14 protein-coding genes and 1 pseudogene are annotated in these 19,016 nt (G+C 62.6%); 5 read left to right on the top strand and 10 right to left on the bottom strand.

Annotated features, from left to right (window positions below; genetic code table 11):
- Nucleotide 1: 1 nt before the first annotated feature.
- On the bottom strand, nt 2-1,702 hold the full coding sequence (locus CJU94_RS36555) for an ABC1 kinase family protein (RefSeq protein WP_011875659.1): 1,701 nt from the start codon (nt 1,700-1,702) through the stop codon (nt 2-4).
- 434 nt (nt 1,703-2,136) lie between these two features.
- Between CJU94_RS36555 and CJU94_RS36550 the strand changes: the two genes are divergently transcribed.
- The 3 genes from CJU94_RS36550 (at nt 2,137) to CJU94_RS36540 (ending at nt 6,998) form a co-directional block, all read left to right on the top strand.
- On the top strand, nt 2,137-4,542 hold the full coding sequence (locus CJU94_RS36550; protein WP_011875658.1) for a heavy metal translocating P-type ATPase: 2,406 nt from the start codon (nt 2,137-2,139) through the stop codon (nt 4,540-4,542).
- Between the two features lie 405 nt (nt 4,543-4,947).
- Nucleotides 4,948-5,766, top strand: coding sequence for a creatininase family protein (locus tag CJU94_RS36545; protein ID WP_011875657.1), 819 nt, complete (start codon nt 4,948-4,950; stop codon nt 5,764-5,766).
- 59 nt (nt 5,767-5,825) lie between these two features.
- Nucleotides 5,826-6,998, top strand: coding sequence for a YncE family protein (locus CJU94_RS36540; protein WP_011875656.1), 1,173 nt, complete (start codon nt 5,826-5,828; stop codon nt 6,996-6,998).
- Between the two features lie 249 nt (nt 6,999-7,247).
- Here CJU94_RS36540 and CJU94_RS36535 read toward each other — a convergent pair whose 3' ends face one another.
- The gene (locus tag CJU94_RS36535; RefSeq protein ID WP_011875655.1) at nt 7,248-9,035 is read right to left on the bottom strand and encodes a DUF3141 domain-containing protein; all 1,788 of its coding nucleotides are present in this window, start codon (nt 9,033-9,035) and stop codon (nt 7,248-7,250) included.
- A 352-nt stretch (nt 9,036-9,387) separates the two neighbouring features.
- Between CJU94_RS36535 and CJU94_RS36530 the strand changes: the two genes are divergently transcribed.
- Complete coding sequence (locus tag CJU94_RS36530) at nt 9,388-10,572, top strand: methionine adenosyltransferase (RefSeq protein WP_011875654.1); 1,185 nt, start codon at nt 9,388-9,390, stop codon at nt 10,570-10,572.
- Between the two features lie 36 nt (nt 10,573-10,608).
- Here the strand turns inward: CJU94_RS36530 and CJU94_RS36525 are convergent, their stop codons facing one another.
- From CJU94_RS36525 to CJU94_RS36500, 6 genes are all read right to left on the bottom strand, one after another.
- Nucleotides 10,609-11,112 (bottom strand): hypothetical protein, encoded by a 504-nt coding sequence (locus CJU94_RS36525; RefSeq protein WP_011875653.1) that lies wholly within the window; start codon nt 11,110-11,112, stop codon nt 10,609-10,611.
- A gap of 172 nt (nt 11,113-11,284) precedes the next feature.
- Entirely contained in the window at nt 11,285-12,850 is a 1,566-nt protein-coding gene (locus CJU94_RS36520; protein WP_011875652.1) for a multicopper oxidase family protein, read from the bottom strand.
- An 87-nt stretch (nt 12,851-12,937) separates the two neighbouring features.
- Nucleotides 12,938-13,444, bottom strand: a complete 507-nt coding sequence (locus CJU94_RS36515; RefSeq protein WP_011875651.1) for a hypothetical protein — start codon at nt 13,442-13,444, stop codon at nt 12,938-12,940.
- 220 nt (nt 13,445-13,664) lie between these two features.
- The gene (locus CJU94_RS36510; RefSeq protein WP_043292965.1) at nt 13,665-13,862 is read right to left on the bottom strand and encodes a heavy-metal-associated domain-containing protein; all 198 of its coding nucleotides are present in this window, start codon (nt 13,860-13,862) and stop codon (nt 13,665-13,667) included.
- A gap of 69 nt (nt 13,863-13,931) precedes the next feature.
- Nucleotides 13,932-14,327: a Cu(I)-responsive transcriptional regulator gene (gene cueR / locus CJU94_RS36505; RefSeq protein ID WP_011875649.1), complete on the bottom strand. Its 396-nt coding sequence runs from the start codon at nt 14,325-14,327 to the stop codon at nt 13,932-13,934.
- Nucleotides 14,328-14,799: 472 nt separating this feature from the next.
- Nucleotides 14,800-15,111 carry a high-potential iron-sulfur protein gene (locus CJU94_RS36500; protein ID WP_011875648.1) on the bottom strand — a complete coding sequence of 104 codons (312 nt, stop codon included), beginning with the start codon at nt 15,109-15,111 and terminating at the stop codon, nt 14,800-14,802.
- A 441-nt stretch (nt 15,112-15,552) separates the two neighbouring features.
- Here CJU94_RS36500 and CJU94_RS36495 point away from each other — a divergent pair, with 441 nt between their 5' ends.
- On the top strand, nt 15,553-16,113 hold the full coding sequence (locus tag CJU94_RS36495) for a class I SAM-dependent methyltransferase (protein WP_011875647.1): 561 nt from the start codon (nt 15,553-15,555) through the stop codon (nt 16,111-16,113).
- Nucleotides 16,114-16,166: 53 nt separating this feature from the next.
- On the opposite strand, the gene CJU94_RS36490 is transcribed toward CJU94_RS36495, so the two are convergent.
- Both CJU94_RS36490 and CJU94_RS42075 read right to left on the bottom strand, forming a co-directional pair.
- Nucleotides 16,167-17,651 (bottom strand): tyrosine-type recombinase/integrase, encoded by a 1,485-nt coding sequence (locus CJU94_RS36490; protein ID WP_011875646.1) that lies wholly within the window; start codon nt 17,649-17,651, stop codon nt 16,167-16,169.
- 637 nt (nt 17,652-18,288) lie between these two features.
- Nucleotides 18,289-18,576 (bottom strand): annotated as a pseudogene (locus CJU94_RS42075) (DNA-binding protein); the annotation flags it as partial.
- Between the last annotated feature and the right edge of the window lie 440 nt (nt 18,577-19,016).

Raw genomic sequence — 19,016 nt, 5'->3', positions numbered from 1 at the left:
GCTAGAATTTTCCGGACCGCAAGATGGCGATTGCCCAGGCCAGTCCCATGACGGCGGCGACGACAAAACCGACGAGGCCCAGGATGGGAATGCCAGCATAGTGGGGGCCACCGTGGAAGGCCATGACAATCGACGATCCGACGACGATGCTCGCAATGATCAGACTCAGGCTCAGCCGGTTGCTGGCGCGGTCAATATGCTTCTCCAGGCCTTGCAACTGCTCGTGTTGAACATGCACGGTCGCTGTCCCGCTGCCGAGGACATCGACCGCCCGGTTCAATATGTCGGGAAAGCGGTCAATCGCGTGATGTATCGAATGCAGTGCGCGGAATCCTCTACTGAGTTCCGAAAGCGGAGTGAATCCCCGCAGAATCCGGCGACTGACCAGATGCGGTGCGTAATCCTGCAACGCCTTTATCGCGTTGAAGCTCGCATCGAGTGTGATGGCCTGTGATTCGACGAGCATGAACGCCTTCGAAACAAGCAAAAACTGCCGTGGCAAACGAATCTGATGCCGCTGGCTGAGGTGCGCGAACTGGCGCACGATTTCGCCGAACGAATACCCTTTTCCGGCCGCCTCATAGTACGCGCCAAGCGCACCGTAAACATCGCGGGTAAAGGCTTCCCGATTGACCTCACTGGCAGCAACGCCCATGTCGAAGTAGGCATCTACCATCCACGGAACGTCTGCGGAACCGACGGCCAGGATGAGTTGTCCGAGCGACTCCTGATCGTGCGCAGATAGCCGTCCCATGATGCCGAAATCATGGAAACACAATCGGCCATCGGCACGGACAAACACGTTGCCGGGGTGCGGATCGCCGTGGAAGAAACCGTGCTCGAACACCTGCTTCAGGAACGATGCCATCAGATTTGCGGCAAGCCGTTTTCGATCCGCCGGGTCAGCGTCTGTCTGCTCGGCCATCTTGTGCCCCAGGCTTCGCTCCATCGTCAGCACACGCGAACTGGTGAAGTCCCAGTAGATGCGGGGCACAAACACACCGGGATCGTCCTGTAAATCCTCTCTCAGATGGTCGCCATTGCGTCCTTCGGTTCGATAGTCCAGTTCTTCCGTGATGATCTGGGCGAACTCCTCGACGAGATCCAGTGGTCCGAACCGCCGGCTCTCGGGCACATATCGTTCCAGCCGCCGTGCCAGAAAGCGCAAGACGTTTAGATCAGCCTGAATAATCGGCTCGATACCTGGGCGCTGCACCTTGACGACGACACTGGTGCCGTCGAAGAGGCGGGCCGCGTGAACCTGACCAATCGACGCGGCCGCAAGAGGCGACTCGTCAAATTCGAGAAATAGTTCGTGAACCGGCCTGCCCAGCCCGGACTCGACAATGGCACGCGCTTGCGCACCGGAAAATGGTGCGACGTTGTCCTGAAGTTTCTGTAACTCCTCGATGTAAATCTCCGGGAGCATGTCGCGCCGCAGACTCAGGAGCTGACCAAACTTGACGAATGCAGGCCCAAGCCGTTCGAGCGTTTCCCGAAATCGCTTCGCATCATCATCGCTGGTGTGCCCCGCCTGTGAAGCGATGCCCGACACGTTCCGCCCGAGGTGCAGCCGCTGCACGTAATGCGCCCAACCTGCTTCGATGAAGGCGCGCATGATGTGCGCGAACCGCGGCAACTCCGGGGAGCCCAGTCCACCGTTTCCCCCATTGGGGAGACTCGAATGCGTCACAGAGCTCATCAGATTTCTCCGCGCTTGCGCTTGCACATCGGCGTGAGGAGCGAGTCTTCCCACAACAGGCGCGCGGCGTCGGGATAAGTGGTCGTTTACATCGTTCATTTGATTTGCAGACTCCCCCAACGCACTACGCCTGCGCGTCACACATTCCTACAATACGACTACAGGCTAGTGGGTTCGGCCATCACCGGCTTGATGTGGGTCAAGCTGAAGGGGCAATTGAGGTGGACAATTCCGAAGCATGCCGGGTTGCCCGATCGCAGCAGGCTGCGCAACGCGCGGAAATTTTGCCGCTACGGGTTGTCGCCTGGCGCCATAGCAGAGCGCGAATTCGGGCAAGCATGGCTAGACTGCGAGAAGTACACGCTACGCCCCCGGCCAGCAGCCCGGTTGAGGCGCCTGTGAGGCACGCGCACTGACCCTTGAGTGGAGTTCCCATGCAAGACGAACATATTGCCCATCACTCCCACCCGGAAGCGCCCGCCGGAGGCGCCATAGAGGCGGCGAAGGAGGATGTCACCGATCCCGTTTGCGGAATGCGCGTCAGTTCAGCCACCGCGCGCTCCATCGAATTCAAAGGGACAACCTACTATTTTTGCAGTACAAAGTGCGGCGATGCCTTTCGGGCGGAGCCAACGAAATACGTTCATGTATCGGACCGCCCCCAGCCGGCGCCCGTAAGAAAACCCGGCGTCGTTTATACCTGCCCGATGCACCCGCAGGTACGCCAACCGGCTCCTGGTAACTGCCCGATCTGCGGCATGACGCTCGAGCCCGTCATGCCGGCGGCCACCGGGGAGCGCAATCCCGAACTGGAATCGATGACACGCCGGTTCTGGGTTGCGCTGGTGTTGTCGATCCCGCTCCTGTGGATCACGACGGGCGCTATGCTGCCCTCGCTTGACCTCGGCGCACTCATCAATCGCCTGGGTGCCAATCTGGCCTGGCCGCATCTGATGTCGGTAACCTGGGCCCAGTGTGCACAGGCGCTGCTGGCGACGCCCGTCGTGCTATGGGCTGGATGGCCGTTTCTGGAACGCGGCTGGCGCTCGTTCGTGACGTGGCAACTCAACATGTTCAGCCTGATCGGGCTGGGTGTGGCGGTCGCCTATGCTTTCAGCCTCTTCGCCTTGTTCTTTCCTGCGCAATTGCCGCAGGCTTTCCGGCAGGGAAACGACCTTCCACTCTACTTCGAAGCGGCGTCAGTGATCGTGACGCTGATTCTGCTCGGCCAGGTGCTCGAGCTGCGCGCCCGGTCACGCACGTCGAGCGCGATCCGGGATCTGCTCAGTCTTGCGCCGAACACGGCGTTTCGGGTCAACGCGGACGGCACCGAAGAGGAAGTGGGACTCGACGCCGTGGCAGTCGGCGATGTGCTGCGCGTGAAGCCCGGCTCGAAGGTGCCGGTTGATGGCGTGGTTATTGAAGGTCAGTCGAGCATCGACGAGTCGATGATTACCGGTGAGTCGATACCGGCCGAGAAGGGACCCGCCAGCAAGGTGACGGGTGCTACCGTGAACCAGACTGGTTCGTTCGTGATGCGCGCGGAAAAGGTGGGCGCCGAGACGTTGCTCGCGAGGATCGTTCAGATGGTGGCTGACGCGGGCCGCTCGCGCGCCCCGATCCAGAAGCTGGCCGACAAGGTGTCCGGATGGTTCGTGCTCGCGGTCCTGGGGATCGCTGCGTTGTCATTCGCGGTGTGGGCACTCGTTGGCCCGGCGCCCGCGCTAGCGCACGCGCTGGTGGTCGCGATCAGCGTCCTGATCATCGCGTGTCCGTGTGCACTTGGACTGGCGACACCCGTGTCGATCATCGTCGGTGTCGGCCGGGGTGCGAAGGAGGGAGTGCTGATCAAGGATGCGGAGGCGCTCGAACTGATGGAAAAGGTCGACACCCTGGTGGTAGACAAGACCGGCACGTTGACCGAAGGCAAGCCGCAGGTGCAGGCCGTCGAAGTGCTCGCCGGCATGTCGGAGGCTGATGTGCTGTCTTACTCGGCGAGTCTCGAAGGGCTGAGCGAGCATCCGCTTGCGCAGGCGATCATCGCCCGGGCGAAGGCTGCTGGTGCGGCGATCCGGGAAGTGCGGGATTTCGCGGCGGTGCCGGGCAAGGGCGTGGCGGGCAACATCGACGGCCACGCCGTGTCGCTCGGGAACGCGCGGCTGATGGAGGATAACCTCGTCGACCTGGCCGCGCTGGGCGAGCGGGCCGAAACGCTGCGTGAACAGGGGCAGACCGTGATGTACCTGGCCGTCGACGGCAAACCCGCTGGCTGCATCGGAGTCGCCGATTCCGTCAAAGGCACGACGCCGGAGGCAATCCGGCTGCTGCGTGCATCCGGCGTGAAAATCATCATGCTCACTGGCGATAATCCGGTGACGGCCAACGCGGTTGCAAAGGCGCTCTCGCTCGATGGTGTCAAAGCGGGCGTATTGCCGCAGGACAAATACAAGCACGTCCAGGAGTTGCAGAACCAGGGGCGCGTCGTCGCGATGGCAGGCGATGGTGTCAACGATGCACCTGCCCTTGCGCAAGCCAATGTCGGTATTGCGATGGGAACCGGGACGGATGTCGCGATGAGCAGCGCACGCGTGGTGCTCGTCAAGGGCGACCTGCGCGGCATCGCGAAAGCGCGCGCACTGAGCGTCGGCACGATGAAGAACATCCGGCAAAACCTGTTTTTCGCGTTTGCCTACAACGTGATCGGCATCCCGATCGCCGCCGGCGTTCTCTATCCGTGGCTGGGCATCCTGCTCAGCCCCATTATCGCGAGCGCCGCGATGGCGTTGAGTTCCGTGTCGGTGATCGGGAATGCGCTCCGGCTGCGGGCGGCGAAAGTCTAGGCATGTCCGCCTCCAGTTAAAGCGGCTCGTAGTGTAAGCCGTGCGCTCGAAACAGCTGTTTCCGGTTGACAGCCTCACTGACCGGTGGCGGAAAGGCACAGCGCGGTACCGCAAGGTAAAAGCCAGCCGCGCTGTCGTGTCCGACACGCCGGAAATCACGGCTGATCGCGCGGACTACGTATCGCAACGCCATTCGTCGTGAGGCCGAGTTCGAAGGCGCTTGACCATTGCCCGCGGTTACCTTTCGCGCACACACCACCCGGCCGCGCAGCGGTACACGCCAGTGCAAGCGATCCAGTCATCAGCGAGCGAATTGAGCGCGATCACGGAAGAGTCGTTCCCTTGTCGGCCGGGCTCCCGTAAACTGCTCCCCGATACTCACACACCTTCCTTCGAGGATTCAGGATGCGCTTCACCCTACGGCGAGCTTTCGCTTCCGTCATTTTGCTTGTCACTACCCAGACCGTCCTCGCACAGACGCCAAAAACGGTGCAACTTGAGGATCTGACCTGGACCGAGCTGCGCGATCAGATTCACGCAGGCAAGACCACCATCATCATCCCCATCGGCGGGACCGAACAAAGCGGGCCCGATGTTGCGCTCGGCAAGCACAATGCGCGGGTGAAGGTGCTGTCCCAGCGTATTGCAGAGGGCCTCGGCAACGCGCTCGTCGCGCCGGTTATCGCGTACGTGCCCGAAGGAGGCTACGCACCGCCGACCTCGCATATGCGCTTTCCAGGGACCATCACCGTGCCCGACGACGTGTTCGAGAAAACGCTGGAGTCGGCAGCGAACAGCTTCAAGGTGCACGGGTTCACGAACATCGTTTTTCTCGGTGATCACGGTGGCTATCAGAACGACATCAGGCGGGCGGTCGCCCAGCTCAACAAGACCTGGGCCGGCTCGGGTGCCCGCGCATTCGTGCCGCCGGAGTACTACTCTGCGAGCTCCGACGGTTACGCGCAGATCCTGCGCCAGCACGGCTATCGCGACGACGAGATCGGCACCCACGCGGGACTTGCGGATACGTCGCTGCTGCTGGCCGTCGCCCCGCAGATGGTGCGCCTTGAGCGCCTGCGCAACGGCCCGAAACTCGGGCCTGCCGACGGCGTCTATGGTGGCGACCCGCGTCGCTCAAGCGCCGAAATCGGTCAGCTGGGCACTGATGCGATCGTATCGCGCACAATCGATGCGGTCAAAAAAGAGACTGCCGGCCGTCAGTAAGTTCGCCGGCATCCAGTCCTTGCTTTCAGTTACTCCTTCACTTGATAACGGAATTTGCCATGCATGTGTGTTCCCGTCGTCTGTCGCGCCTTGTATCGTCGGTCAGCGTTGCGTTGGCCGGTTTGTGGGTTGCTTGCGCCGCATCCGCAGCGCCGGCTGTTGCCACGGTGGCCGGCATGCCACCGGTCGTGAATCCTGGCAACCTGTATAGCGACGCCGGCGCCGGCCACCTCAGCCCGGCGGTGGCCGGCGCATTGCCGCGCATCTACGTGCCCAACCTGCGCTCTAACGACGTCTATGTGATCGATCCGGCCACGTACAAGGTCGTCGACCGGTTTCCCGTCGGCTACAGCCCGCAGCACGTCGTTCCGTCATGGGACCTGCAGACCCTGTGGGTAGCCAACAATGCCGAAGGCCGCCCCGACGGCAGCCTGACGCCGATCGATCCGAAGACGGGCAAGCCCGGCAAGGAAGTCATGGTCGACGACCCCTACAACATGTATTTCACGCCGGACGGCAAGGAGGCCATCGTCGTCGCGGAAGCGCACGCGCGCCTCGATTTTCGCGATCCGCACACGATGGCGCTTAAATCGAGCCTCGATGTGCCGCAGTGCAAGGGGATCAATCACGCGGACTTTTCCATTGATGGCAAGTACGTGCTTTTCACCTGCGAATTCGGCGGGAAGCTGGCCAAGATCGATCTCGTCAACCGCAAGGTCGTGGGCTACCTTCAGCTCGACAAGAAGGGCATGCCGCAGGACATTCGTGTCTCGCCTGACGGCAAGGTGTTCTATGTCGCCGACATGATGGCCGATGGTGTCTACCTGGTCGATGGCGAAAGCTTCACGAAGGTCGGCTTCGTGAAGACCGGCGTCGGCACCCACGGGCTGTACCCAAGCCGCGACGGCACGAAGCTGTATGTCGCCAATCGCGGATCCAATCTCGTTCACGGACCGCGCCACGGTAAGGGCAGTGTGTCGGTGATCGACTTCGCGACGCGCAAGGTCGTCGCGAACTGGCCGATTCCCGGCGGCGGCAGTCCGGACATGGGCAACGTCAGCGGAAACGGCAAGCTGTTATGGCTGTCGGGACGGTTCGACGACGTGGTCTATGCAATCGACACCGCCACCGGTTCGGTAAAGTCCATTCCGGTCGGCATGGAACCGCACGGCCTCGCGGTCTGGCCACAACCCGGGCGTTATTCGCTGGGGCACACTGGCAACATGCGCTAACCTGTGTTGGGCGGCAATTGGTAAGCGCTCTTCTGACAGGCGCGCCGCAATGGCGCGCTTTCGGCGCCACCGCCTTCCGCCGTCTGGCAGGCCACGAAGTCTTCGGAACTGGGCGCCGATGCGAACGATGTTGCGCATCCCTGACGACCCTTTGAAACCGCCTGGCCCTCAGCGGCTTGGGACCGCCCGCCAACAGCGGCAACGCAGACGTGCTCAGCCTGGTTATCTGTCGGACGCGGTCCAGATCGCTCAAGGCAAGTGCGAGGCGACGCACAGGCTCTCCCCGCCATAAAGGAGGGCAAAAAGCCGTTCTTCAGTAGCATCCCGCTGCTTGCGTGATTCCTCGATCGCCCTGGAGACCTGCTCGATCGTCAACTGCTCGAACGCGAAATAGGAGTTGTGTTGCTCGAGCGGTGCCCGGCGTTTCTCGATCAGCCGGGCGTACTCGTCGACGCTGTTCATCCACGGACTGAATGTCGCCGAAAGCAGGTAGCGGCTCGTGCGCATCGGGTGCAGCCACTCGAGCACGGCCGCAGTCCACGGGCTAGTGAAGGCCTGAATCACAGGGCTCACGAATGCCGCATAGAGCTGTTCATTCAACTCCGACACCTGCCGCACCCGTTCAAAGGCGGCATCGTGCAAGCCAAGCTTTAGATCCGCGATCTGCCGCTCCTCGAAGTGAACCGAATATTGCGGCTTGTGGCAGTCGGGATTGCCCGTGGGGTCATCAATTTTCATCTCGTAGAGACCCGGAGCGAGGCGTTCGATTTCCTCAAGGCTTTCGAGGATCGCGCGGTGCTCGAGGCGAGCCACCTTCGCCGAAACAAATATGCCAAGGTGGCCGACATGCGGGTTTGTCAGATAGACGATGCGTTGCCCCGCTGCCCGGAGTTCCGCGTCGTCCTTGTAGACGGCCGGAATCCAGCCGAGCGCCTGCTGTGGTGGAGTAATGTTGTCGCCGTACGAGGCGAAGATCACGAGTGGATTGCGGATCCGCTTCAGGTCGGCGGTGCAGCCGTCGCAGATGCGAAAGCTCCCCTGCTCGAGCCGGTCGCCAATAAAGAGGTTCTCGACAATCGCCAGGATCTCGTTCCGACTCAGGAAATAGAAGCCGTTCCACCAGCGCTCGAACTCGAGAAAGCGCTCCCGCTCGGTATCGACGTGAGCGAACAGGTTTGCGTACTTCTCCCAGACCGCCTCCGGCTTCAGGTTTTCGAAATTGGCCGCAAGCCAGGCGCCGTCGAAACGACCGTCTCCCAGATCGGCGAGCAGGTGCGTGAGCCAGGCGCCACCAACCAGCCCGCCGGCGATGCGCATCGGATTTACCCCCGGCTCGCCAGCCCAATAGGAAAGCGGCGAACCGTTGAGCACAGCCGGGCCGACAAGCCCCTCGCAATCGGCTGAGAGCAGCGTGATCGCCCACCCTGCCTGACAGTTCCCATAGAGCACCGGCGGCTTGCCGGGATGGCGCCGCGCGACCTCTTCGACGAACCGCCGCAGGCTATGCAGCACGTCGACAAGCGTCTGATCGGGACAGGGTTCCGGGAAGAACATGACGAAATAGACCGTATGGCCTTCGTGCATCGCCATGCCGACTTCCGAATCGCGCTTGAAGCCGCCGATGCCTGGTCCATGCCCGGCGCGCGGATCGACGACAATGACAGGCGGCTTCGACTCGTCCAGGCACTCGTCGAAGCACACATCGCCAGCGCGCGTAATGCGCACCAGCGCGTAGTTCGCGGGATGCTCGAAGCGCCGCGCGTCGAGCAGCAGTTCATAGTCGAAGTCAAGCAATGGCGGCTTGCCAACTCGCGCGTGCGCGATCATGCGGTCGGCGCGTTGCCGCAAGGTATCCCAGAAGAGCACGCTCCGCTCGCAGAAGTCCCGCAGATAGTCGAGCGGATCGCGAAATGGGTCAGACAACGCAGGTGCCGAAGGCTCGGCTACTTCTCCTTCCTGAGCCGCGCGCGGCAGACACGTCACGGGCTCAGATGGGGATCTTCCGACTCGAGTTTGATTGGCCGCAGTTTCAGACATTCCTCTGTTCTCCACGTCAGAAAGTGGATATCGTCAACTACGATGTCCGGTCGGTTGCGCGACAACTACGATGGCCGGTCGTGCGCATTGACTCATCAGAAATGCAACTCGCGCTGACCTGTTGCCTCACGTAGTTTGCTACCCGCCGGATTGTCCGGCGGGAGCGACACGAGGTTCACCATGAGCACGTCATCGATCGCTACCGTGCGGCGCGCGTGCGTTACTTTGACTGCGTGTGTTCAATGTAGAGACCACGGGTATGCTGAGATTGACATGCATCAAGAGATCCCACGTTGACGTGGCTCAAGATTAACTTGAGTCACTCCTTCCCGACACCGATAGCCATTTGTTCATGTCCTCTACGTCGAACATCGTCGTCTGCGTCAGACGCGCGGCGCTTCACTCCGATGCCGGCACGGAAATGTGCGAACACAAGGGTGTCGGGCACCCCGATACGTTGTGCGACAACGCGGTCGAGGCAGCTGCCCGCTCGCTTAGTCGCGCATACCTTGCCGACTACGGCGCTGTTCAGCATTTCAACCTGGACAAAGCACTATTGATTGGGGGATTGAGCGCGCCGAAATTCCGCGGCGGCCGTCTGCTGCGGCCTATGAGACTGATCGTTTCGGGGCCAGTTGCCGAGCTGGCTTCACAATCGGCGGAGGCGATCATCCAGGAAGCCATCTACGCTCACCTGAAAGGGACGTTGGACGTCGACTCGAGCATGATCGCGGTGGAGCCTGCGGTACGTGCCAGTGCACCGAGCCTTCGTCGCGTGAACGGCCCTGCGGCAATGCCGCTCGCCAATGACACGTCCTTCGGCGTCGGCTACGCACCGCTGTCATGTCTTGAACAGCAGGTGAAAGCAGCTTCGGATATCTTGAACTCCGACGACCTGCGCGCTGCATTTCCGGCGATTGGACGGGATTACAAGATCATGGGACATCGCGTTGGCGACCGTATCGCACTCACGCTCGCGGCCGCCTTCATCGATCGTGGGGTGGGAGACGTAGCGGATTATTTTGATTTGAAGGCTGGCGTCGCTCAGCGAGTCGGCGAAGGCGTGAGACAAGCCTGCACGCTTCGCATCAATACGCTGGATGATCTCGGCGCCCACGACGAAAGCGGCTTGTATCTGACTGTAACCGGTCTGAGCGCCGAGCAGGGCGATGACGGTGAAGTCGGTCGTGGCAATCGCGTGAACGGCTTGATCACGCCCTACCGTCCGATGTCGCTTGAGGCCGCCGCAGGCAAGAACCCAGCTGCCCATGTAGGGAAGCTTTACAACGTACTGGCGCACCAATTGGCCCAACGCATTCTCAATGATGTCGACGGCGTGGTCGAGGTGACCGTTCGCCTGCTGTCGGCCATTGGCCAGCCAATCGATCAGCCGCAGCTGGCGGCGGTGGACGTGTGCGCACCGGACGGACTTTCCCCTGCGCAGCGCCGAGGTATAGAAGAGCGAATCGAGCAGGGACTTGCCGAGTTGCCGGCGTTGACCCGACAACTCGTGAACGGCGAGATTCGTATTTGGTAGATGACTCCGCCAAACGGCGACCATCGTCGCGGCAGCTTATTGGGCGGGTGACGACTGTTTTTGCTGCTCCATCATTTGTTCCATCATCATCTGCATCATGTCCATGCGTTCTTCCATCATGGTCATGCGCTGGTTCGGACCTGTTCCGCGCTTACCGCTGTCTGTGCGATTGGTTGCGCCTCCCATGCCTTGCCCGCTCATCATTTGCATCATCATCGGGCCACCCATCGAGTGCATCGCCTGCATCGTGTCCTGCATCGTCTGCATGTGCTCATCCAGCAGGCGCTTGCGCTCCACCGGATCGTTCGTTTGGCGGATCTTGTCCATTTGAGCCAGCATCTTCTGCATCTGCTGGTGCACTTCGTCAAGGCGTTTGGCGGACTCGGGCGTCGATCCGGCCTGTTTGGCGTTAGCCGTTGTAGCTGCCGGCGACGTCGAGTTCCCCGCGGCGCCCTCCGGATGATGCGCATCGTTGGCGGACACGCTTGATGCTGCAATTAACGCCGCGCTTGCGACGAACAAGGCGATTCTCGTTTTCATGGCGCCTGCTCCAATAAAAGAAGGTTCCATTGTGCGAGTCCATCGGAAAGCACAATTGACGAGGATCAACCATTCGCTTGGCGTGACCAATGTGACAATCCAGGGTTGTCCCATTGGCCCGTGGCAGCATGGTCAGGGTTGCCGCCAGCGGGTGCCGGCGGCTTGCTCAAGCTTAGGCGTTATAGGCGAAGGTTGTCATCATGCCGGTCGCCATGTGATACAGGTGATGGCAGTGAAACGCCCACTGCCCGGGGTTGTTGGCGTCAACGGCGATTGTGACCGAGCGCCCGGGCGGCACCAGCACGGTGTCCCGCACTGCGCCTGCGAAGCGCCGGCCATCGATTGCGACGACCTGGAAATGATGTCCATGCAGATGCATTGGGTGGGCCATCATGCTCGTGTTACGCAGCGTCACCTCAACCCGGTCGCCGCGGTCAACGGCGATACGGGGGCGTGCTTCCAGGCCCCAACGGTAAGCGGCCATGTCGCCGACGAGTGCCATGGCGAAGGTCTTGTTGGGTCGCCGCGAGGCGAGCGGCGCAGCGGCACGCAACTTTGTTTCGAGGGCCAGGTCGAGAACCGGTCCGCGCGTGTTCCCGGCAGCGGTAAGCCTGGCAACCTGGGCGCCTGGCACCTGAAGAACGATACCCGTGCGCTCTTTGCCGCCTTCGCGCAGCGCCAGAATCGGGAACGCGCGTGGCTCGCGCGGCAACTTTAACCGCACATCGATGCGCTGCGCCATGCTTAGCGGAAATCGCCGGCCCGTGACGGGCTGGACGGGCTGACCGTCAACGGCGATCAGCGTGCCCTCGAGGTTCCCGAAATCGACGGTGAAGGCCGTCGCAGTCGCGCCGTTGATCACGCGCACGCGGAGCCGCCCACCGCTCTCGACCTGGACGACCTCCGGATCGTCGAGCGTGCGATCGTTGGCGAGATAGGCGTCGTAGTCAATGTCGTTCAGATCCATCTGCATTGCGGCCATCGGGGCCTGCCGGGTTCCGGATCCCGACATATCCATGCCGGGCATGCTGTCGCCGTCCATGGACATGCCGTCGTGACTCATCTTGCCGGCCGGGTGCGCATCCGGCGTACTCCTGGAGTGTGCCGAAGCAGAGGCGGGACGGTTTTGCGTCAGCCGCGCCAGAAGCTCCTGAGGGGAGGTGAACGAGAAGTCATGCAGAAGAATCACGACCTCCTGCTCGTCACGCCTCGCCTGGTCGGGATCGGCCACAATCAGCGGTGCAGCCAGCAGTTGCTGCTCTTGAAGCGTGTGGGCGTGCATCCAATAGGTGCCCGGATCACGGACCGGAAAGCCGAAGTTACGTTGGGCTCCAGTGGCGATGAGCGGCAGTGGCGCATCGGGGACACCGTCGCTCGGCCATGGGGGTGTCAGCCCGTGCCAGTGCACACTGGTGGGCTCCGCCGTTTCATTGCGCAGGACGACGTTGAATGCGTCGCCCGCGCGCAGCCTGAGGCCTGGCGTGCCGTTTTGCTGCTGAATGCCGAACACGCTGGCCGCGCGACCATTCACTTCGATGGTCCGGCGCACGACGGCGAGTTGTGAAGGCGCGACAAGGCCCGTGCCGGTCAGTCCCTCGCCGGCCCAGGCCGGCTCGATGAGCGCTGGACGTAGCGCGATGGCGGCCGCACCCGCAAAAGCGCTCCTGAGAAATCCGCGGCGACCTGTCGTCCATTTGTCCGACAAGGTTGCGGAAGGGGCATCAATGGAGTTTTGCATTTTGATTTCCTCGACATAAGTTGATTGGGCAGCCGCATCGGGCTGCCAGGGTGTATCAGGACCGCACCGGAGGTGCGGCCGAGGCACTTACGCGAGAAAAAGTCGCGGCGGGCGCTCGATGCCGGCCGTCAGGAAGCTCGTGGCCGCATCGGAGGCTGGATGCCCGGGATGCAGGATGGCAATCTCACGACCGGGCAAGATTGAGGAAGGTGTCGGCGCAACCGCGCCGACACAGCATGGGGTGGACACGCAGCACTGACTGACAGCATGACGGTGACCCGGTGACCCGTTGTCATGATGCTGGGAGTGACACTCGCCCACGGCGCCAGGGAGATACCGCGAGGAGACGCTGTACGTAAGCTGCTCTGCGAAGCGCATATCACGCATCGGCAGCGCTTCGCCCATTCCCGACTGGACATCGCCAGGCATCAACGTCGCCGCTGTCGAGCGGATTGGCAGGCTACTCACAATCAGCAGCAGAACGAGAAAAATTGCGCGCCAGCGGTGCATGGGAATCGTGATCAGCAAAGTTGCAGGGTGATTTTCATCGATGACAGCGCAATGCAGATTCTCGGTCGATCGCAGCCGAGGCATGGATGCCTCCGAGCGTCTGCTGCTGCACTCAGGGACTACCGGCGCACGCGTTCGTGGACTGCGCGCGCAGTGCCAACACGTTGATGACGATGCTAGCACTGCTGAATGCCCTTGCTGCGCCTGCGACGATCAGACGCGGCAAACCTGGCGCCAGGAGCGGCGCGATCCAGCCGGTCTGCCAGCAACGATCTGGCCGCCGGCGTTGCGCCGGCGTGCCAGATCAAGCACGAACCAATGGGCTGTAGCCTTCGCTTCGAATCGCCGATATGAAATCGCCAGCCGCGCGCGCTGACTCAATGCGCACTGTTCGGGCCGCGATATCGATCTCGACTTTCGCCTGCGTGTCGACGTCTTTGACTGCCTTGGTGATGACGCTCGCGCAGTGCCCACAGGTCATGTCCTTAACTTCCAGTTCCATGTCGCAAACTCCGTTTGTCAATGACAATTGCAGTATCGACGTTCCAACGATGGGAAGGTCAAGTTGCCATCAGTGACTTTGGCGTACCAGCCCTTCCAGAATCGGACAGTCGGGACGCGAGTCACCCCGGCAGTGCCCGGCGAGGTACTGAAGCGTGTCGCGCATTTCCGTCAGGTCCTGGATGCGCTGGCCCAACTCCTTGATGTGGGCCTGCGCCAGAAGCTTGACTTCGCGACTGGGGCGGTTGCGGTCTTCCCACAGGCCGAGTAATGTGGAAATCTGCTTCATGGAGAAGCCCAGCCGACGTGCCTGATGGACGAAACGGAGCACCTCGACATCCTTGTGCGTGTACACGCGGTAACTTGATTCCGTGCGTGCTGCGGTCTGAATCAGCTTCGCCTGTTCGTAGTAGCGAATCATCTTGGCCGATACACCGGAAGACCTGGCTGCTTCACCGATGTTCATGATCAACTCCTTCTTACTATTTTAATATTCTGAACCTTCCAGGTAAGGTCAAGCTCGCGCCAAAGGGACCCGCAGGGTCGGTCGGCCGCCGGGGCCGAATCGATGCCGCGGGGACGTCAGCTCACCGCTCCATGGCCTCTTTACGGCCAGTTCCGTTAGCCATCATCCACTGCCGACGCAAGACAGTGTGACCGCCCGTCGGTGCTACTTCGGTAAAGGCCAGGACCCGCACGAATTCATTTCCCTCGGTGTAGCAATCCTGCTTGTCATGTACGACGAAGCATCGTCAGAACTTCCGGACCGATCGGTATGCCCTCAAGCATTTCGGGTTCCGGGCGGGAGCCCCGCAGTCGATGTCGGAGCCCGTTCGGCCACGCCCTCTCGCATTTGAAAGGCCGAGTAACTCTGGCCGCACAATCGCGACAACGCATCGTGATTCCATGATGATCTCGTCATGTTCGGCCGAATCTCCTTACGCCTTTTTCACGTACGCGCTGCACCATCCCTTGGCATTGACCAGCTTGCCGCCGAAGATCGTGCATGGAGCCGTTGCGTCGCCGGCCTTGCCCTGGAAGAACTGACAACTCGCACACGCCTGCCCGGCCTGGAATTGAGGGTACTTCGCCTTGTCGACCTTGCTCGCATCGGTCCTATACCCGAGCGCCTTCGCGTTCGCGTCGGACTCCAGGACAGTGGCGACGTCCGCTGCCGCGTGGCGCTCCAGGATCATTGAAGACGCCAGACCAGCGGTGAAGAGCACAAAGGTGCGGCGAGAGAATTTCATGGCGATCCTCCTTTTGCTTGGGCTGCTCCCCGCGCTTGCGGGGTCCGGTTGAGTGCCCCCGTTACGTCCGAATCAGGTAGTCGCGCGAGAAACGCGCTTTTAGGGAGGATGATACGGGAGCGCGGACGCGGGAACGCAGCGATATAGCGTCGCGATCGACACCCCTGGTTCCTGGCGACCTTCCTGGGCGGCATTCCGCTGGTCAGTAGCTTTCTGTTGGAGGCGATCTTGCTGTCGGTTCGCGATGAAGCACTCGGGCAAAAGTCCGTGCTGCTGCCACTGTTGGCGCTGGAAAGTACACGGCGAACTCGCCAAATTTCTGAGCCGAGAGCGCCGGTTCAGCGGTGAGCAGAGCGTCGAGGTCTGTAACCAGTCCGATGGCTGCGGTGGTGCCAGGGAGGATTACCGCGGTTGAGAAAATGCCCCTAGGAGGCCGTCCCAATGGACTTCTACAACAATGTCATCCTGCCGAGGCTGTGTCACCTCGCCATGCGCAACCGACGCCTCGTGCCCTACCGCGAGCGTGTGATCGGCGGGGCGGAGGGACGGGTACTCGAGATTGGCATCGGTTCGGGGCTGAACTTACCGTTCTATCGCGCCCCCGTCAGCGAGATCGTGGCGCTCGAACCAGCGCCTCCTCTTATCGCGATGGCACGGCGGAGCGTCCAGCCGACGGCGATGCGGGTCTCTTTCATCGAAGGATCCGCGGAAGCCATTCCGCTGGACGATCACAGCATCGACACGGTTGTCACGACGTGGACGCTGTGCACCATCCCGCAAGTCGCGAACGCGCTCGGCGAGATGCGTCGCGTGCTCAAACCGGGTGGGCGACTCTTGTTTGTTGAGCACGGTATGTGCATCAGCGGCGGTTGCCATCTGAACCGGCCGATTCAGACGATAATCGAACGCGCCGGATTCCGCTGCGATCGATTGGAGACCGGCTATATGCCTGGCCCGAAGCCGATGGCCTTCATCTACGAGGGCAGTGTTCGGCCCGACTGACGGTCATACCGGTCCTTCAGGAGATCCAATGCGCGACGGTCGGATGATGCCTGTCAAGTCCGACGCGGTGCCGAAAACGTCATATCCACGAACGCGCGCAACTGCGACAGATCGGTCTTCGCATAGCCGGCGGTTGTCTGCACCGATGCGTGCCCGAGCAGCGCCTGCGCAGCCGGCAATGGCACCTGGTGGTCCACAACAAGCGTGCGGGCATAGGCGTGCCGCAGCCAGTGCGGCGACGCCGATCGCAGGCGCGCGGCAGCGGCAAGGTCGGCTTTCTCGAGCCGCTCGGCCGCGGTGATGAATATCGCCTTCACCTCGTCGTACAGTCCCGAGCTTTGCAGCGAGCCACCCTTGAGCCCGTGGATCAGCGCCGCGTGCTCGTACGGGCTCGGCTGCGCTGGCAGACCGCGCAGTTGCCGGTACGTCGTGAGAATCGGCACGCAGATCGGCGGCAATGGAATCGCACGCGTCTTGCGCCCCTTGCCGAGCACATGCAGCGTCCAGCGCCCGCTGTCGTCGGCGTCGAGCTTGGGCAACTGCGCCTCATCGAACCAGACGAGTTCGACGAGGCGCACGCCGGCGTAGCGATAAAGCGTCCAGATCGCCCGGCGCCGCGCGATGACCAAAGCATCGTCGTCGGTGGACGAGGCTTCTGCGACCGACGCGTCGCACGCGGCGAGCAGCGCCGGCGGCAGCATCCGTTGCGGCGCGAAGCTCGCGCGCGAACGGCCGCCGCGCACGAGGCCCGCGGCGGGATTGGCGGTCAGATAACCGGTCTCGGTCCAGTAGCGAAACAGGCTCGCGACGACCGCGAGGGCACGGGACTGCGTCGCCTCCGACACCTTCCGGTGCGCGTCGCCGGGGGTATCGCGATGGGCCTTGCGCAATGACTGCCGGTACGCGAGCAGATCGTGGCGCGTCAGATCCGACAGCGGGCCGAGCTGATGCGCTTCACACCACGCGACGAGCCGCCGCAATTCGGCCAGATACGCGCGCAGCGTATGCGGCGAGCGGCCCGCGCGATCGCGCAGGTAGAGCGCCGCCGCCTGCGCATCGTCGCCGACGCCGAGCGTGTTGGTCGCGCTCGCCACATTCGCGAAGCGCCCGGCGCGCGCAAGCCATGCGAGCAGCGAGCGCGGCATGGTGGTAAGCACCGCCGTCTCCCGTTTCGGCTCACCCATCATGGTAGGCAAGCCAGCCTCGGGCTCGGCTTTGAAGCGCCGGCGATGCGTGTGCAGCACGCGCTTGAGCACCGCCTCCGGCGTCGGCGCGTCGCCGGCCGCGACGGTACGCACGCGGCCGCGGTCCCAGTATTCGACCGCCGCGTCGTGAACGAGCAGCAGGCGCATGATGGCCGGGTGCGCCACCTTCGCGTCGGCGAGCGACGCGTGGCGGCGCTTCATCGTCGTCAGCGTCCAGCGCGCATAGACGACATGCCCGAGCGCGTCGGCCAGATACGCGAGAGCCGCGTCGATCGTGTCTGGCAAGCGGCGCGGTGGCGTGACGCCGACGTCGATCCAGTCGGCGGGATTCATCGCCGGGTTCATGGCTTCCTGGCGCGCTTCGTCGTGTCAGGCTTCGTGGTGCCCGTCGTACGTCTGGCGGTGGCGAGACCGCGCGGCGTAGCCGGCGCGCGGCGGACCGGCTCGCGGGCAACGGCGTGCGCAACAGCTCGTCGAGCTGCGCGCGCTGGCTCGTGTTGATCGCCTTCAGCGCCAGCGCTTCGCCGACCGCCTGCTGGCGCGTGTCGCGCTCGGCGGTCAGTTCGCCTTCGAGGCGCTCCCGTTCCGCCTCCAGCGCAGCAATGCGGCGCTCGGCGAATTTCAGCTGCGACGCGAAGCCCGCGTGTTCCTTCTGCAGCGCCTGGCGCTGGTGCGCGGTCTCCTGCAGCAGCTGTTTCGACAACGCTTCGTAACGCGCCTGCACTGAGGCAATCGCGCCCGCATGCGTACGCTCGATCTCCGCAACGCTTTCGGTGGCCGCGTCGAGCCCGGCGCGCAACCCTTGTTCGGCCCCCTTGAGCGCATCCGCCTTCGCGGTGATTGCAGCGTGCGCTGCGCGCAGATCGGCGAGTTCCGCATCGCGCGCCGCAAGCGTCGCGCGCAGTTCAGTCACCTCCTGCCGCAGCAGTTCGACGCGCAGCTCGGCGTCGGTGCGCGCGGCGTCGGCCGCGTCGACCGCCTCCTGCGCGCCGGCTTTGAGGCGCACCACATCGTCCAGTTGGGCGGCCACGGCCGCCTGCCACAGCGCGCGCATCTGCTCCGCGATTTCGACGGGGATGCCGGGCATCGCGAGGTCGGCGAGTCCCGCGCGCACGACTTCGGCCTCTATCGCGTTCAGTACCCCCGCAAGGGTTGCCGGATCGCCCGCGCCGAGCCGCGCGCGGAGTTTCCGTACCGACACGATCTTGCGGAAGCGTTCGCCGGTGGGCGGCTGTCCATCGCCTGCCTCGGCGAGCATCGACAGCACGGCGGAACGGATCTGTTCAGGGGTAACGGCGGCCGGACGGGGCATGCAGGGCTCCTGGCGGGGAAGAGGATCACCTCGGCCCGATTATTCCACACGTATATAACGTTATAAAACCGCTTTTTCACTTGTCTATACGGCAGTATCAAGGATAACGATCTTTATCACCGCAAAACAGCCTCATCCGGCTGGCGGCTGCAGGCGGCGCCCGGCTGGCGGCACTTGGGACCTGCCGGTGAACGCAGGAAAATATCCAGACAGGAAGTGCTTGATTTAGCGCGAGATTTTAATAGGGCTGACTCGCAAACCCGCGTCAGGCTTAGAGTCCGTTACCGTCGCAAATTGCGCTGAAATCAAGGGGATCCCCAGATCCCTCGCTTGCCTGCGACCCGCTCGATGACCCCCATGCGCTTGAGGTCCTGCTGTCGCCAGCG

Source organism: Paraburkholderia aromaticivorans, from assembly GCF_002278075.1.
Classification (GTDB): Bacteria; Pseudomonadota; Gammaproteobacteria; order Burkholderiales; family Burkholderiaceae; genus Paraburkholderia; species Paraburkholderia aromaticivorans.
The sequence above is the reverse complement of the archived record's forward strand: the minus strand, read 5'-3'. Positions and strand labels throughout refer to the sequence as shown.